Raw genomic sequence first — 16,942 nt, forward strand, 5'->3', positions numbered from 1 at the left:
AATCCGCGTGTTACGGTGACGGCTGGTTTCGGGGTACGACGACGCATGGGGATGACCGGGTGACGCTGCTGAGCGCGGTGACGCGATCTCGACGCACCATCGCATCCTCCCTCGCGGTCGCGATCCTCGCGGGCGTGCCCGTCGGCATCGCCGTCGCCTACGAGGGCTTCCCTGTCTCCGAGGTCGATCTCGACTCGCGCGACGTGTGGGTCACCAACGGCGAGGACTCGCTCGCCGGGCGCCTGAACCGGCAGATCGACGAGCTGACCGCGGGCGTCCAGACCGCGGGCACCGACATCGACGTGCTGCAGGATGCCCGCACCGTGCTCCTCCACGACCGCCAGGCCGGCACGCTCGAGCGGATCGAGCAGGCGCGCTCCACGCTCGTCGAGCGGACCGAGCTGCCGGCGGGCGCCGCGCTGTCGCTCGGGAAGCAGACACTCGCGGTGCTCGACCCGGCGACCGGTGCGCTGTGGGTCGTCGACGTCGCCGACGAGCTGAGCTTCGACCCCGCGGCGCGCGAGCCCGACCTCGAGCTCGGCGAGGACGCCCGCGCCGTCGTGGGCCGCGACGGGGTCGTCCACGCCACCTCGCCCGAGCAGGGCCTGATCTACCGCATCGACGGCCCCGGCTTCGCCCCCGTCGAGTCGACGCTCGACATGCCCCGCGAGCACGAGCTCACCGTCGTCGGATCCATCCCCGTCCTCCTCGACGAGGCCGCCGACGTCGTCGTCACGGGGGAGGGCCGGCGGATCGAGCTCGATCACGACGCCCTGCGCCTGCAGCAGCCGAGCGACGCCCGCGACGAGGTCGTCATCGCCACGGGCGGAGGCGTCATCCGGGTGCCGCTGGGCGGAGGCGAGGTGGAGGTCATCGACGCGACCTCGGCCGTCGCCCGCGCGCCCGAGCAGGTCGCCGCCCCCGTGCAGCTCGAGGGGTGCATCCACGCCGCGTTCCCCGAGGGGCGCACCTACCTCTACGCCTGCGACGATGCGGAGCCGGCGACTTTCGAGATCGAGCAGCCGACGAGCGGCGCGCGCCTGGAGTTCCGGGTCAACCGGTCCGTCATCGCCCTCAACAACCTGCTCAACGGCAACACCTGGGTGCTCGAGAGCTCGCTGCGCCTGGTCGACAACTGGGACGAGATCACGCCGCCGCAGCTGGAGGAGAGCGAGGAGGGCGACGAGGAGTCCTCCGAGGAGTCGTTCGAGGACACGCTCGCCGAGCGCACCGAGCAGAACCGCCCGCCGATCGCGCGCCCGGACGAGTACGGGGTGCGCGCAGGCAGGACGACCATCCTCCCGGTGCTCGACAACGACACCGACCCCGACGGCGACGTGCTCGTGATCACCAACCTCAGCCCGCTGCCCGAGACGATCGGGCGCATCGACCTCATCGACGGGGGCCGGGCGCTGCAGTTCACGCCGGGCGCCGCGGCCGCGGGCGGCGCGAGCTTCCGGTACACGGTGAGCGACGGCCGGCAGGGAGGCGTCGCCGAGTCGACCGTCTCGCTCGCCTTCACCGGCCCCGACTCCAACGGGGCGCCCGAGCAGCTGCGATCGAGCCGCACCGCCGTCGAGGCGGGCCAGTCGATCACGTACAACGTTCTGCCGAACTTCCGCGACCCCGACGGCGACGAGATCTTCCTCGACAGCGCGGCCGCGACGACCTCGGACGAACTGAGCTTCACGCCCGACGGCTTCGTGACCTTCCGGCACCGCTCGGGCGAGCTCGGGGCGAAGACCGTGTCCTTCGTGGTCTCCGACGGCCGGTCGAGCGCGAGCGGCGAGCTCGAGATCGAAGTCGTCGCCGCCGGCAGCCTCACCCCCGTCGGAACCCCGGACTTCGCCGAGGTGATCGTCGGCGACACCGTCGTCATCGAGCCGCTACTCAACGACGTCTCGCCGTCCGGGGCCGCCCTCCGGCTGCTCTCGATCGACGAGGTGCCCGAGTCGGTGACCGCCGAGCTCAACCCGGAGTCGGGGCGGATCTCGGTGACGCCCACCGAGCCTGGCGCGGTGTACCTGAAGTACGGGCTGGGAGCGGAGGCCGCCACGAGCGTCGGCCTCATCCGCATCGAAGCGCGCCCCCGCCCCGAGGAGCCGCTCGCGCCCATCGCCGTGAAGGACGTCGCGTACCTCCGCGCGGGCGAGCCGACGTCGGTGCGCGTCCTCGCGAACGACGTCTCACCCACGGGTTCGGTCCTCGCCGTGCAGTCCGTCTCGACGGAATCGACCGCGGACGGGGTGTCGGTCGAGCTGCTGAACAACACGATCATCCGCATCACCGCCTCGGCCGCTCTCACCGAGCAGACGCAGGTGAGCTACACGATCTCCGACGGGGGGGCGACGGCCGTCGCCGGCGTCACGATCGTCCCCGTCCCGCCGATCGTCAATCGTCAGCCCCCGCTCGCGGTCGACGATCGCCGCACCGTCCGCGCCGGCGACTTCACGAGCGTCGCCGTCCTCGACAACGATGTGCATCCCGACCGGGCGCGGATCGTTCTCGATCCCGAGCTCGCCGACACCGAGGGAGCGGGGGAGGGGCTCGCGTTCACGCAGGGCGACGTGCTCCGCTTCCAGGCGCCCGACGCGCCGGGCGAGTACTCGGTGGTGTACCGGATCTCCGACCAGTACGGCGAGTCGGCGACCGCCACGGCCACCTTCGTCGTGACGCCGCGCGACGTCGACGCCAACGAGCCGCCCGTCGTGCCGCAGCAGACCGCCCGCACCTTCGCCGGGTCCTCCGTGCGCATCGATGTGCCGCTCGACGACATCGACCCCGACGGCGACTCGGTCGTGCTCGCGGGTCTGGCCGCCCCCCCGGGCCTCGGCGCGATCGTCGACAGCGGGCCGACCTGGTTCGTCTACGAGGCCTACGCGAACTCCCGCGGCACCGACCGCTTCTCCTACGAGGTGGAGGATGCGCTCGGCGAGCGAGCGGTCGGCGAGATCGTCGTCGGCGTCGTCCCGCGGCCGGACGTGCAGGCGCAGCCGACGGCCGTGGACGACCGCATCCAGGTGCGACCGGGCCGCACCGCATCGGTCGAGGTGCTCGCGAACGACTCCGACCCGAACGGCTACCCGCTGCGGGTCGCGCGCGAGCTTCTCGAGGTCGACGACGGGATCGAGGCCGAGGTCGACGGCTCCAAGGTCATCGTCACCGCTCCGGAGACCGAGGGCGGCTACGCGCTGCGCTACGAGATGACCAACGGCAACGGCGGGGTCGACAGCGCGTTCGTGCAGGTCGAGGTCACCTCCTCCGCCGAGATCGCATTCCCCACCGCCGGCGACTACTACGTGCTCGACAGCGAGCTGTCGGGCACCGACCCGATCATCGTCGACGTCCGCGAGCTCATCGGGAACCCGAACGGGCGCGACAGCGACCTGCTCATCTCGACCGAGGGCCCGAACGCCGAGCGCGCGGGCGTCGATCAGAGCGCGGGCACCGTGACGGTGACGCCCGGTGACGAGCGGCACGCCGTCGCGTACCGCGTGACCGATCCGGAGGACCCGGAGCTCACGGCGACGGCCTTCATCGTCGTGCCGCCGTCGGTCACGGAGGAGCGCGAGTCGCCGCCGTACCTGCGCCCCGATCTCGAGCAGCAGCTCGTCGAGATGGACGGCGAGATCCAGTGGGATCTCGCGGACATCGTCGTCGTCCCCACGGGCCGCCCCGCCATCCTGACCGGCGCCGAGAGCGTGCGCGCGAGCGATGCCGACGGCTCGAGCCTCGTCGTCGACGGCGACACCATCCGCTACGCGCCCGCGGAGGGGTTCCGCGGTCAGGCCTCGATCGTCTTCGAGGTCACCGACGGCGCCTCCGGTGACGACCCGAACGGCAACACCGCCCTCCTGACACTGCCCATCACGGTCGGCGATCCCGACTTCCGCGACGCGCCGCCGGAGTTCACGGCGCTGTCGCTCGAGATCGAAGCGGGGGAGGCGGCTCAGACGGTCGATCTGCGCAGCTCGACCGCGCATCCCAACCGCGCCGTCATCGCCGATGTCGCCTACGGTGCGCTCTCGGTGCCGACGAGCGGAATCGACGCATCGCTCGGCGGCTCGCAGCTCACGGTGTCCGCGCCGTTCGGGGTGCAGCCCGGCGCCTCGACCACGCTGTCGGTCGAGCTGCGGTACCGCGACTTCGTCGTCCCCGGCCAGATCACCGTCACGGTCGTCGCCTCGCAGCGACCGCTCGTGCAGGCGGTCACGGACGAGAGCAAGGGCCAGCGCAGCGTCACGACCTCCGTCGACGTGCTCGCCAACGACTTCAACCCCTTCGCCGGCCAGTCCCTCGAGCTCATCGGCGCCGAGGTCGAGAACGCCGCCGAGACCTCCGCCGGCGTGCGCTTCACCCCCGACGGCACCGTCACGGTCGACCCCGACTCCTCGTTCATCGGCGTCGTGAGCGTCGTGTACACCGTCCAGGACGCGACGCAGGACCCGAGCAGGCACGTGCAGGGGCGCCTGCTGCTGACCGTGCGCGACGTGCCGGGTCAGCCCGCGCCCCCGTCGATCGTGAGCGAGCAGGATCAGGCCGTCGTGATCGGCTGGCAGGCGCCCGCGACCAACGGCGAGCCGATCCTCGACTACACGATCACCTGGTCGGGAGGGTCGACCACGGTCGGCGCGGACGTCGCGCAGACGACCATCGGCGGTCTCGCGAACGGCACCGCGTACACCTTCCGGATCAGCGCCAGGAACGTCCTCGGCTCGAGCACCGTCTCGCAGGAGAGCGCCACCGCGCGACCGTTCGGCACGCCGAGCGCCCCCGGGTCGGTGTCGATCTCGGCGACCAGCAACGGGTCGGGCCGCGTGAACTTCAGCTGGAGCGCCGCGAGCGGCAACGGCCGCGACGTCGCCGAGTACGAGTGGCGGCTGAGCGACGGCCAGACCGGCCGAGTCGGCGGCACCACCCTCTCGGCGACCGCGATCGGGGTCGTCGGCAACGGCTACACCGTCGACGTCGTCGCGATCGGCCCGTCGGGGCTCCAGAGCCCGCCGCAGCGGAGCGCGAACGCCGCGACCCCGGAGCCGGGAGCACCCAACTGGGCGGAGGCCGCCGTCGGCGCCCGCGGCGATCGCACCGTGACCCTGACCTGGGGCAACGCTCCGAGCACGAGCCCGATCGACCGCTGGGAGATCAACATCTCCGAGGACGGCCGCAACTGGGGCTGGCAGCGGGTGGGCAGCGACCGGCAGCACACCTTCCAGGGCGCGTTCGGCTCGAATTACCGCTTCCAGGTGCGCGCCGTCGACAACGGGGCCACGGGCGCGTCAACGACCTCGAACACGGTCACGCCGCGCGACGTCCTCCCTCCCCCCGCGCCGAGCGCGACGATCTTCAAGGGCGGCCCCTCTCCCTACGCATCCTGCTGCAACTCGGTCGGCATCGACTACAGCGACTTCACGCCGGGCAACTACCGCATCACGACCTTCCTCGACGGCAGCAACGCGGGCCTGACCGACAACGTCTACTCGCTCAACGCCAACGGCTCGCGCGTCATCGACAACGCGCTCGGCACGCGCCGTGACAGCGCGATCCGCGTGCGCATCGTGTCGGTCGCGACGGGCCAGGTCTACTGGTCGAACACCATCACCGGCGAGCAGTGGAACAATCTGCGCGCGCGATGACCCGGCATCAGCATCCCTTCATGAATCGAGAGGCGAGTACCGCATGACCGTCACCACCGAGCAGGCCGCCTGGTTCGCCGACGCCTTCGACCGGCTGATCGGGAACATCGATCAGGCGATCCTGGGCAAGAGCCACGTGATCCGACTCATCGTCGCGGCGATGCTGTCCGACGGCCACGTGCTCCTCGAGGACTACCCGGGCACCGGCAAGACCGTGCTCGCCAAGGCGCTCGCGAACACGCTCGACGGCACGCACTCGCGCATCCAGTTCACGCCCGACCTGCTGCCCTCCGACGTCACGGGCGTCACGATCTACGACCAGGGAAAGGGCGTCTTCGAGTTCCACAAGGGGCCGATCTTCGCCTCCATCGTGCTCGCCGACGAGATCAACCGCGCGAGCCCGAAGACGCAGTCGGCGCTCCTGGAGGTCATGGAGGAGGGCGTCGTCACGGTCGACGGCGTCGGCTACTCGGTCGGCACGCCCTTCATGGTGATCGCGACGCAGAACCCCGTCGAGCAGGCGGGAACCTACTCGCTGCCGGAGGCGCAGCTCGACCGGTTCCTCATCAAGACCTCGCTCGGCTACCCCGACCGGCAGACGAGCGTGACACTGCTCATGGACGCCTCCAACCGCGCGCGCGCGACCGCCGTGCAGCCGCTCATCGCGAGCGACGCCGTCACGACCATGACGCGCCTGGCCGCGGAGGTCTTCGTCGACCCCGCCGTCATGGAGTACGTCAGCGACGTCGTCGCGGCCACGCGCGAGCACAAGGACGTCGTGCTCGGCGTGAGCATGCGCGGGGCCATGGCCCTCGCCCGTGCGATCAAGACGTGGGCGATCGCGTCGGGCCGCACCTACGCGACCCCCGACGACGTGCGCGCCCTCGCCGTGCCCGTCCTCGCCCACCGCCTCATCGTCGACCCCGAGAGCGACTTCGCCGGCGTGACCGCCGAGCAGATCGTGGAGGGGATCCTCGCCGACATCGAGCCCCCGGTCTACCGCGCCGCATGACCTCGGTCATCCAGCCCGAATCGCGACGGGCGCGGCGATCGCGCGTCCCGCGCGCGGTGCGCGTGCGGATGCCCGGCCTTCGCCGCCCGCGCCCGAGCACGCGCCGCCGGGGCCGCGCCCCCGGCCCGGTCGCCGCTTCGCTCCTGCTCGCCGCGCGCGCGGTGCGGGGAGCCGTCGCACCAGTCGTCGGGGTGATCTCGCCACTGGGCTGGATCGTGCTCATCGCCGGCGTCGCCGCACTCCTCGCGGGGGCGGCGCTCGGCTGGCTGGAGTTCGTCGCGCTCGGCGCGGTGCTGCTCGCGGCGCCGATCGTCTCGATCGCGTTCCTCCTGGGCCGCGCCGCCTACCGCATCGTCATCGAGCTCGAGCCGCGCCGAGTGGTCGCCGGCGATCGCGCGCTCGGCCGCCTCGTGATCGCGAACACCCGCCCGCGGCGCTCATCGCCCTCGAGGCTCGAGCTGCCCGTCGGCGCCGGGTCGGCCGAGTTCGTCGTCCCGGCGCTGTCGCCGGGGGAGGAGCACGACGAGCTGTTCGCCGTCCCGACCGAGCGCCGCGCGGTGATCGTCGCCGGGCCCGCCGTCTCCGTCCGCGGCGACCAGCTGGGCATTCTGCGTCGAGCGGTCGCCTGGGGCGAGCCGGTCGAGCTCTTCGTCCATCCGCGCACCGCGCGGCTCGCCCCGAGCGCGGCCGGCCTCGTGCGCGACCTCGAGGGCGAGGTCACCAAGACGATCACGAACCACGACATCTCCTTCCACGCGCTGCGCGCCTACGAGCCCGGCGATGACCGCCGCTACGTGCACTGGCGCACGTCGGCGCGCACCGGCCAGCTCATGGTGAGGCAGTTCGAGGAGACCCGGCGCTCGCAGCTGGTCATCCTCCTCGACGCGGATCGGGAGAAGTACGCGAGCGAGGAGGAGTTCGAGCTCGCCGTCTCGATCGTCGCGTCCCTCGGGGTCCAGGTCATCCGCGACGGCACGCGCGTCGCCGTCGTCAGCGAGACGCGGGCGCTCCGCACGGCCACCATCACGACCCTGCTCGACGACTCGTGCCGGCTCGAGCCGGTCGCCACCCGGCACGCGAGCGCGCGCGACTTCGCGCGCGCCGCGACCCTCCGGCTCCCCGCACCGAGCCTCGTCGTGCTCGTGGGAGGCTCCGGGCTCGCCGTCACCGACGCGCGGGCGGTGCAGACGCTCTTCGGGCGCGACGCGGTGACGATCGGCCTCCGCGCCGACCAGGGCGCCGCGAGCCGCATCGCGACGGTCGACCGGCTCCGCGTCGCGACGGTCGGCTCGCTCGCCGACCTGCCGCGACTGGTGCGGAGGATGTCATGACGCCCCGCACGATCGCCGACGTGCTCGTCCCGGTCGTCCTCGCCGCGATCGGCCTCGTCGGCTTCGCGGCGGCCTTCGACTCCGGCGCCTCCGCGCTCGCCGGCGCGGGCGGGCTCCTCGTCGGCACCGCGGCGGCCCTCGCCGCCGCCCGCCTGCGTCTCGGGATCCTCCCGACCGCGGGTCTCGTGCTCGCCGCCTACTTCCTCCTCGGAACGCCCTTCGTCGCCCCGGCCGACGGCATCCTCGTCGTCCTCCCCTCGATCGCCTCCCTCGCGGCCCTCGCGATCGGAGCCGTGTACGGCTGGGCCGACATCCTGACCCTCCAGGCCCCCCTGAGCCTCCCCGACTACGTCACGGCCGTCCCCTACGCGGCGGCGCTGCTGATCTCCTTCACCTCCACGACGCTCGCCGTGCGGTGGCTTCCCCGTCGTCGCACGGCGCCGCGCGCCGCGCTGCTGCTCATCGGGCCCGCCGTGCTCTACGCGGTCGGCGTCCTCCTCGGCACGGACGAGCCCGTGCTCGCCGTCGTCCGCGGAGCCGCCTTCGCCGGCATCGCCCTCGTCTGGCTCGGCTGGCGGCGCCGCGCCTCGGCGACGTCCTCGGGCACCGCCGCCCAGCAACTGCTCCGCCGCAAGCTCGTCGGCACGGCGATCGTCGTCGTCGCGGCGATCGGTCTCGGCGCCGCGGCGGCCGCGCTCCTCGCGCCTCAGCCCGACAACCGCTTCGTGCTCCGCGACGAGATCGAGCCGCCTTTCGAGCCGCTGGAGTACCCGAGCCCGCTCGCGGGCTTCCGCGAGTACACGAAGGACCTCGTCGACACCGAGCTCATGGTCGTCGAGGGGCTGCAGCCCGGCGACCGCGTGCGACTCACCGCGATGGACGTCTACGACGGCGTCACCTGGAACGTCGCGGGCGCGAGCGAGGCGCTCGAGGGCTCCGGCCGCTTCCGGCTCGTCGGCCGCACCATTCCCGAGCCGCCGCTCGCGAGCACGGGCGCCCCCGAGCCGGTCACGGTCGACGTCGCCGGCTACACCGACGTGTGGCTGCCGAGCGCCGGCTACGCCGCCGACATCGCCTTCCTCGACGGGGCGGACGCGAGCGAGGGCGGCGCCGAGCGGGTGGATGTCCGCTACAACGCCGCGACCGGCGCCGCGCTCGTGACCTCCGGGGCCAGCGAGGGCCTGCGCTACCGCATCGCGACCGAGCGCCAGGTCGTCCCGGAGGACGCCGCGCTCCAGGATGCCCCGGTCGCGTCGTTCGCGCCCGCTCCCGTCGTCGGAGTGCCCGACACCGTCGTCGCGCTCGCGGCCGAGCTCACCGCGACCGCGGAGTCGCCCATCGAGAAGCTGCGCGCCCTCGAGCAGCACCTCGCCACGACCGGCTACTACAGCCGCGGCACCGCCTCGGACCAGGTGCCCTCGCGCGCCGGTCATGCCGCCGACCGCATGAACGACATGGTGACGCTGCCGAGCATGGTCGGCGACGAGGAGCAGTACGCCTCCCTGTTCGCGCTCATGGCTCGCAGCCTCGACTATCCGACCCGCGTCGTCATGGGCTTCGCTCCGGAGATCGGCGCGGGCGCGGGGCCGGTGACGATCACGGGCGACGACGTCACGGCCTGGGTCGAGGTCGCCTTCGAGGGCGTCGGCTGGGTGCCGTTCTTCCCCGTACCCGACGAGACCGACGTGCCGCAGGACCAGATCCCCGAGCCGCGCACCGAGCCGCAGCCGCAGGTGCGGCAGCCGCCGCGCACGGACTCCGAGCAGGACGACCTCGTCACGGCGGTCGAGATCGACGACTCGGACGACGAGGAGCCCGATGGCCCCGGCGTCCCGGGCTGGCTTCTCGGGGCGCTGCTCGCGCTGGGCATCCCGCTGCTGCTGGTGCTCGCGCCGATGCTCGTCATCGCCCTGCTGAAGCGGCGTCGTGCCGAGCGGCGCCGTCGCGCCGACGAGGGGCACCGGTCGGTCGCGGGGGCGTGGGACGAGCTCGTCGACCGGTTCTCCGAGCTCGGTGCGGACATCCCGCAGCGCACGACGCGCGTGCACGTGGCCGCCGGGCTCGCGGCCGCGCACGATGCGGAGGAGTCCGCCGGCGACCCGCTGCGTCGGCTCGCGCTGCGCACCGACGAGGCCGTCTTCTCGGGCCGCGACGTCGACGCGATGGAGGCCGAGGACGTGTGGGCGGAGGCCCTCGCCGCCGCGGCCGCGGCGCACGATCGGGCGACGCGCGCGGCCCGGCTCCGCAGTCGCTTCCGGCTCGCGAGCGTCCGCGCGGCCGGCCGGCGACTGGTCGATCGTGCGGCGGCGGGAACGGGGAGCGCTCCCCATCGACCGCCCGCTCCGCCCGCGGTTGACTGACTCTCACCATCGGGTGCGGGGCGGCGGGCGGGCCGCTCGGGAGGGACGGCCATGACCGACGTGCGACTGGATCGCGCGGCGCTGCAGGATGCGGCGGACCGGATCCGGCGGCTGGGCGGCGACCTGGAGCGATCGGAGGCCCTGCAGGGCGCCCTCGTCGACGCCGCGGGCCATGAGCGCCTGCGGGATGCCCTCGGGGCCTTCGCCCACGGATGGCGCGTCAGCCGCGGCGAGCTCGCCGATCGCCTCCGAGCGCTCGAGCACCGCGCGAGCGCGATCGCCGAGACCGTCGCCGAGCTCGACCGGGCGATGGCCGACGGGCTCACCGCGGTGGCCCGCGAGGAGGGTCGATCGTGAGCATCCGCGGGATCCCCGGCGACGCGTCCGTTCTCGCCCGCGAGGGCGCCGGGCTCGACGAGGCGGCGAGCGGGCTCCTCGACCTCACCCGCGCCCTGCACCGCCTCGCGGACGAGGACGAGAGCATCGGCCGCGCCGCCGATGCGCTGCGCGAGCGCACGGGCGAGGCGGCGCAGTCGGTGCTGCGCGTCGAGCCGCGCTACCGCGTGACCGCCGAGGTCGTCTCCGGCTTCGCCTCCGTCGTCGACGACGCGCAGGGGCGTGTGCGCGCTGCCGCCTCGCGCGCGGAGGACGCCCTCGTGGACAGGCTCGGCATCGACGACCGGCTCGCCGAGCTCGACGCGGCGCGCCCCGGGGTCGAGGAGGTCGCCGAGCTGCTGGACTGGGAGGAGCGCCGCGATGCGCTCCTGCGCCTGCGGGAGGACGCCGTCGAGCGGCTGCGCGACGCCGAGGCGGCCGCCGAGCGCGCCCGCGACGAGTGGTGGGAGGCGGGGGGGCGCGCGGCCGAGCGGGTGAGCCGCGAGTTCGAGGAGCTCTCCGACTCCCTCGTCGACGCGATCGTCTCCGCGGTGGTGTCGGCCGCCGAGGCCGCGGTCGACGCGATCGAGCAGCTCGACGCCTGGATCGACGCCGTCGCGGAGTGGGCGTCCACCGTGCTGCGCGATGCCGTCACGATGCTCGTCATCTCCTCCGCAGCGCTCGCCGCGGCCGGCTTCCTGCTCTCCGTTCTCGTGGTCGCGTTCAGCAGTCCGCTCGTGCTCTCCGCGGTCGCGAGCGGCGCGCTCACGGTCGAGCAGGTCATCGATCAGGGGATCGCGCTGACGCTCCAGGCGCTGCCCGTGCTCGCGCCCGCCATCCTGCTCCTGCTCGCCGACGAGGCGTCGCGGCCGACCCCGGCGATGCGCCGCGACCGCTCGCTCGAGAAGGGGCACCTGTCTCGCGACGATCAGGGGCTCGCGCAGTACGCCTTCCAGCAGGCGGCGGTCGTCGACGCCCTCGGCCACGATTCGAGCACGGTCGTGCAGGTCGTGGAGGTGCTCGACGAGAGCGGCGAGCGGGTCGGCTGGCGCGTCACGCCGCCCAGCACCCAGGACTGGCAGCTGCACGGCGACCGCGGCGCGATGAACGATCTCAGCTCGAACCTCGCGCTCATGCTGCAGCCGGAATCGCAGGCCGCGTACGAGCGAGCCGTGCTCTCCGCGATGGAGGGCGCGGGCATCCAGCCCGGCGACCCGGTCATGCTCGTCGGGTTCAGCCAGGGCGGGATCCTCGCCGGCAAGCTCGCCGCCGACCCCGACGTGCCGTACGAGATCGACGCGATCCTCGTCGCGGGCGCGCCGATCGACCACTTCGACATCCCCCGGAGCGGGCCGGATGCGCCCGTCGTGCTGTCGCTCCAGCACGGGCGCGAGGACATCGTGCACCGGCTCGACGGCGTCGCCCCGGTCGATTCCGAGCGCTGGCGGACCGTCGCCGTCGACCCGCCCCCCGGTGAGGCCGCGCACAATGCCGGCAGCTACGCCGCGACCGCCCGCGAGCACCTCGACGGCGCGCCCGCCGGCGAGCTCTCGTCGGCCGACATCGAGCGCTTCTTCAGCGAGAACGAGCGCGTGCAGTACTTCCAGGGAGCGGAGCGGTGATGGCTCGACGCGCTGCGCCGATCGGGGGCGCCCTCGCCGGTGCGCTCACCCTCCTCCTGGGCGGATGCTCGGTCTCGATCGAGCCCGCGGCGATCGAGTCGCGCGTGGTCGCCGCGGTGGGCCGCGTCGACGGCGTGGAGGCCGCAGCGGCCCGCGCCGTCGCCTCGGGCCTCGACCGCCGCCTCGTCGTCATGCTGGCCGTCGGCTCGGCCGAGGGCTCGGAGCTCGCGACGATCGTCGACGGCGCCGCCGGGGCCGCGTGGGCCGCGAGCCCCGTGCCGGTCGTCGAGATCTCGATCGTCGCGAAGTCCGGCGACGGCCCGACCGGCGCGCAGGCCGACGTGCTGGGCGAGATCGACCTCCGACCGCTCATCCCCGAGCTCGGGCTCAGCGAGTCCGCCGGCGAGCTGCGGGCGATCCGGATGCCGGCCGCCGTTCTCGAGGAGCGCTACGGCGCGCGCGACATCCCCCGGGAGGAGGGATGACGGTCGTCGCGATCCCGCTCGGCGAAGCGACGCTCGCGCTGCGCCTGCCGGGGGAGTGGGCGTCCGTGCCGCTCGAGGACCCCGCGAGCGCCCGCCGCGCCGTCCGCGCCCTCGCGCTCGCGGCGGCGGGATCGGCCGACGAGGGCGCCGTCCTGCGCTCTCCGCTCGTGCGCGCGGCGCTCGCCGAGATCGACCGGGGGCTCGCGGCGCCCGGCCGCCCTCGCCTGCTCATCGCCCGGTCGATCGTCGAGGGCATCGCGCTCCCGCTGAGCATCCTCGTCTCGCCGCTCGCGCAGCCGGTGACGCCCGCCCGACTGCCGACGTCCCAGGACGTCCTCGACGTGCTCGAGCTCGCCCTCGCCGCGCGCGACGACGGCTTCCCGCCCGCCGTGCGCCCCGACCTCGGCCGCACGATCGCCCTGCGCCGCCACCGCGTCGTGCCCGCGGCGCCGAGCGGTCCCGGAGCGTCGCCCGCGGGCCCGGTCGAGGAGGTCGCGGGCCTCGCCCGCCTGGAGGTCGAGCACTGGCTCGCCGTGCCCGGCACCCGCCGCGCGGTGCGCCTGCTCGCCACGACGCCCGTCGTCGGCATGGAGGAGGTCATCGTCGGCTTCCTCGACGCCGTCGTGCGCGCGGCCCGGTGGGAGCATCCCGCGCGCACGGCAACCCCCTCGGCGGCGGCGGCGCGCGAAGGCTAGGATCTCTCGCGACCCTCGAGGGAGCTCGATGACCGATCACGACGACGCCCGGCCGCCCCGGCCGCTCATCACCCCGCCTCCGGGCCTCGTGCCCGACGCCGCGCCGACCCCGCGCGGGCCCGCCGTCGAGCGCGCGGCGGGCGGCCCGCTCATCGATCTCCCGCCGGGCCTCGCCGACTCCGGCACGGTGCGGGTGCCCGCGGTGCGTCGCGCGAGCGTCGTCGCGCCGCCCGCGGGGCCGGCCCCGGCGGCCCCCGCCGCTCCCGCGACCGCGCCCCGGTTCTTCCCCGCCGTGCCCGGCATGCTCCCGGTGCCGCCGACCCCGCCGACCCCGCCGGCGCCGCCCGCGCTCCGTCCCGCGCCGGAGGGCGCCGCGAGCCCCGAGCCGACCCCGGAACCGGACGTCGCCGCGAGCCCCGAGCCCGGCGCGCTCGCGATCCAGCTGCCGGACGGCCGCCGCCTTGCGGTGACGGGGCGCATGCTGCTCGGCCGCGACCCGGCCGAGCTCGACGGCTGGCGCGGGGCGGAGCTCGTGCGCCTCGCCGACCCGGATCGCTCCGTCTCCAAGACCCACGCCGCGATCGAGCCGGATCAGGGCGCCCTGCTCGTCCACGATCTGGCCTCGACGAACGGCACCGAGCGGGCGACGCCGCACGGCCACGTGCTGCCCGTCGCCCCTGGCCACCCGCTGCGGGTCGAGGCGGGCGACGCGCTGCGCCTGGGCTCCTTCGTCATCCTCCTGCTCGAGGAGCTCTGACCGTCTGACCGGGCTCTGACCGCGCTCAGCCCCGCAGCACCTTCTCCATCGCCTTCCCGCGCGCGAGCTCGTCGACGAGCTTGTCGAGGACGCGGATGCGACGCATGAGCGGGTCGTCGATCTCCTCGACGCGCACGCCGCAGATCACGCCCGTGACCAGGTCGGCGTTCGGGTTCAGGCGGGCGTCCGCGAAGAACTCCTCGAACGTCGCGCCCTGCTCGAGGTGCCGCGCGAGCGCGTCGTCGTCGAACCCGGTCAGCCACTCGATGACCTCGTCGAGCTCGGCGCGCGTGCGCCCCTTGCGCTCGAGCTTGGTGACGTAGAGCGGGTAGACCGCGGAGAAGGCGACCCCGAAGATCCGGTGCATGCGGGCAGTGTAGACCCGGGCCGGACGGCGCCCGGGGGGCGCGGGGGCTCAGGGGCGCCGATGATAGTCTGAGCCGATGCTTCACGGTCGACTCCTCCTTCGTCGCCGCGGCGAGTCCTGATCATCCAGGCCACTCTCGTCGCGGAGTTCGCCGTCGGCCGGAACCCCTGAACGAAGAAGGGCACGAACGCGTCATGACCGCTCACTCCGCCGGTACCCCTCGCCCGCGCACGCTCGCCGAGAAGGTGTGGGACTCGCATCTCGTCGCCAAGGGCGAGAACGGCGAGCCCGACCTCCTCTACATCGACCTCCACCTCGTCCACGAGGTCACGAGCCCGCAGGCCTTCGACGGCCTCCGCCTCGCGAACCGCCCCGTGCGCCGCCCCGATCTGACGATCGCGACGGAGGACCACAACACCCCGACGCTCGCGATCGACCGGCCGATCGCCGAGCCGACGAGCCGCATCCAGATCGAGACGCTGCGGAAGAACTGCGCCGAGTTCGGCATCCGTCTGCACTCGCTCGGCGACGTCGAGCAGGGCATCGTCCACGTCGTCGGTCCGCAGCTGGGGCTCACGATGCCCGGCATCACGGTCGTCTGCGGCGACTCGCACACCTCCACGCACGGCGCGTTCGGCGCGCTCGCGATGGGCATCGGCACGAGCGAGGTCGAGCACGTCCTCGCGACGCAGACACTGCCGCTCAAGCCGTTCAAGACGATGGCGATCACGGTCGAGGGCACCCTGCGGCCCGGCGTCACGGCGAAGGACATCATCCTCGCCGTCATCGCGAAGATCGGCACCGGCGGCGGTCAGGGCTACGTGCTGGAGTACCGCGGCTCCGCGATCCGAGCGCTGTCGATGGATGGCCGCATGACGATCTGCAACATGTCGATCGAGGCGGGTGCGCGCGCCGGCATGGTCGCGCCCGACGAGACCACCTTCGCCTACCTGAAGGGCCGCCCGCACGCGCCCGAGGGCGCCGACTGGGACGCCGCCGTCGAGCACTGGACGACGCTCCGGACCGACGACGACGCCGTGTTCGACGCCGAGGTGTTCATCGACGCCGATCAGCTCGAGCCGTTCGTCACGTGGGGCACCAACCCCGGGCAGGGCGTCAACCTCAACGACTCGGTGCCCGACCCGTCGACGATCATCGACCCCAACGAGCGCAGCGCCGCCGAGCGCGCGCTCGAGTACATGGACCTCGCGGCCGGCACCCCGATGAAGGAGATCGCGGTGGACGCGGTCTTCATGGGCTCGTGCACCAACAGCCGCCTCGACGACCTCCGCGTCTTCGCCTCGATCATCAAGGGTCAGAAGAAGGCCGACGGCGTGCGCGTCATGGTCGTCCCCGGATCGGCGCGCGTGCGCCTGGAGGCCGAGGCGGAGGGCATCGACAAGGTCGTCGAGGCCTTCGGCGGCGAGTGGCGCTTCGCGGGCTGCTCGATGTGCCTCGGCATGAACCCCGACCAGCTGGCGCCCGGCGAGCGGTGCGCGTCGACCTCGAACCGCAACTTCGAGGGGCGCCAGGGCAAGGGCGGGCGCACGCACCTGGTGAGCCCTCTCGTCGCGGCGGCCACGGCCATCCGCGGCACGCTCTCGAGCCCGGCCGACCTCGTCGCCGACGGCATCGAGGTCGACCCGAGCCTGCTCGACGCGGGAATGACCGGCACGACGAAGGCGGGTGTGTGATGGAGAAGATCACGACGATCACGGGGGTCGCCGTGCCGCTGCGGCGCTCCAACGTCGACACCGACCAGATCATCCCGGCGGTGTACCTCAAGCGCGTGACGAAGACCGGCTACGACGACGGGCTGTTCTCCGCCTGGCGCCAGGACCCGGAGTTCGTGCTGAACCAGCCCGCCTACGCGAACCCGCGCGTGCTCATCGCCGGCCCCGACTTCGGCACCGGCTCGAGCCGAGAGCACGCCGTGTGGGCCCTGCGCGACTTCGGGTTCCGCGCGGTCATCAGCCCGCGCTTCGGCGACATCTTCCGCGGCAACGCCGGCAAGCAGGGACTGCTGGCCGGCACCGTCGACGAGCCGACCGTCGAGCGCATGTGGGCGGCCATCGAGGCTGAGCCCGGGCTCGAGGCGACGGTCGACCTGGAGGCGAGGAATGTCCGGGTCGGCGATATCGTTGCACCCTTCGACATCGACGACTACACGCGGTGGCGCCTGCTGGAGGGGCTCGACGACATCGGGCTGACCCTCCGCGACGAGCAGGCGATCACCGATTTCGAGGCCCGCCGCGAGTCCTGGCGGCCCCGCACGCTCCCCGCCCGGTGATCCCGGGCAGAA

The 16,942-nt window shown here is 73.5% G+C and carries 12 protein-coding genes; 11 read left to right on the plus strand and 1 reads right to left on the minus strand.

The features are described from left to right. The first annotated feature begins 59 nt into the window (after positions 1-59). Genes ASG83_RS08155 through ASG83_RS08195 form a run of 9 tightly spaced genes read left to right on the plus strand, consistent with a single transcriptional unit; the run spans position 60 to position 14,273 of the window. Entirely contained in the window at positions 60-5,636 is a 5,577-nt protein-coding gene (locus tag ASG83_RS08155) for an Ig-like domain-containing protein (RefSeq protein WP_055859777.1), read from the plus strand. Between the two features lie 43 nt (positions 5,637-5,679). Then, positions 5,680-6,648, plus strand: a complete 969-nt coding sequence (locus ASG83_RS08160; RefSeq protein WP_055859780.1) for a MoxR family ATPase — start codon at positions 5,680-5,682, stop codon at positions 6,646-6,648. Beyond that, a complete protein-coding gene (locus ASG83_RS08165; protein ID WP_235451434.1) occupies positions 6,645-7,979 on the plus strand; it encodes a DUF58 domain-containing protein in 1,335 nt (444 codons plus the stop codon). Before ASG83_RS08160 ends, ASG83_RS08165 begins: the two co-directional genes overlap by 4 nt. After that, complete coding sequence (locus ASG83_RS08170) at positions 7,976-10,339, plus strand: transglutaminase domain-containing protein (protein ID WP_055859782.1); 2,364 nt, start codon at positions 7,976-7,978, stop codon at positions 10,337-10,339. Before ASG83_RS08165 ends, ASG83_RS08170 begins: the two co-directional genes overlap by 4 nt. A gap of 51 nt (positions 10,340-10,390) precedes the next feature. Next, positions 10,391-10,696, plus strand: coding sequence for a hypothetical protein (locus tag ASG83_RS08175; protein WP_055859785.1), 306 nt, complete (start codon positions 10,391-10,393; stop codon positions 10,694-10,696). Continuing rightward, the gene (locus ASG83_RS08180; protein WP_055859789.1) at positions 10,693-12,336 is read left to right on the plus strand and encodes a hypothetical protein; all 1,644 of its coding nucleotides are present in this window, start codon (positions 10,693-10,695) and stop codon (positions 12,334-12,336) included. The genes ASG83_RS08175 and ASG83_RS08180 overlap by 4 nt, the downstream gene beginning before the upstream one ends. Continuing rightward, entirely contained in the window at positions 12,336-12,821 is a 486-nt protein-coding gene (locus tag ASG83_RS08185; protein ID WP_055859793.1) for a hypothetical protein, read from the plus strand. The genes ASG83_RS08180 and ASG83_RS08185 overlap by 1 nt, the downstream gene beginning before the upstream one ends. Continuing rightward, on the plus strand, positions 12,818-13,516 hold the full coding sequence (locus tag ASG83_RS08190; protein WP_055859796.1) for a hypothetical protein: 699 nt from the start codon (positions 12,818-12,820) through the stop codon (positions 13,514-13,516). Before ASG83_RS08185 ends, ASG83_RS08190 begins: the two co-directional genes overlap by 4 nt. Before the next feature lie 28 nt (positions 13,517-13,544). Continuing rightward, positions 13,545-14,273 (plus strand): FHA domain-containing protein, encoded by a 729-nt coding sequence (locus ASG83_RS08195; RefSeq protein WP_055859801.1) that lies wholly within the window; start codon positions 13,545-13,547, stop codon positions 14,271-14,273. Positions 14,274-14,298: 25 nt separating this feature from the next. Here ASG83_RS08195 and ASG83_RS08200 read toward each other — a convergent pair whose 3' ends face one another. Continuing rightward, positions 14,299-14,640 carry a DUF2200 domain-containing protein gene (locus ASG83_RS08200; protein WP_055859804.1) on the minus strand — a complete coding sequence of 114 codons (342 nt, stop codon included), beginning with the start codon at positions 14,638-14,640 and terminating at the stop codon, positions 14,299-14,301. 194 nt (positions 14,641-14,834) lie between these two features. Between ASG83_RS08200 and leuC the strand changes: the two genes are divergently transcribed. Both leuC and leuD read left to right on the plus strand, forming a co-directional pair. Continuing rightward, positions 14,835-16,334, plus strand: a complete 1,500-nt coding sequence (leuC, locus tag ASG83_RS08205; protein ID WP_055859807.1) for a 3-isopropylmalate dehydratase large subunit — start codon at positions 14,835-14,837, stop codon at positions 16,332-16,334. After that, positions 16,334-16,930 carry a 3-isopropylmalate dehydratase small subunit gene (gene leuD, locus ASG83_RS08210; protein WP_055859810.1) on the plus strand — a complete coding sequence of 199 codons (597 nt, stop codon included), beginning with the start codon at positions 16,334-16,336 and terminating at the stop codon, positions 16,928-16,930. Before leuC ends, leuD begins: the two co-directional genes overlap by 1 nt. Positions 16,931-16,942: the final 12 nt, after the last annotated feature.

Origin of the sequence: Yonghaparkia sp. Soil809 (genome assembly GCF_001429705.1) — a bacterium.
In the GTDB taxonomy this organism is placed as follows: domain Bacteria; phylum Actinomycetota; class Actinomycetes; order Actinomycetales; family Microbacteriaceae; genus Microcella.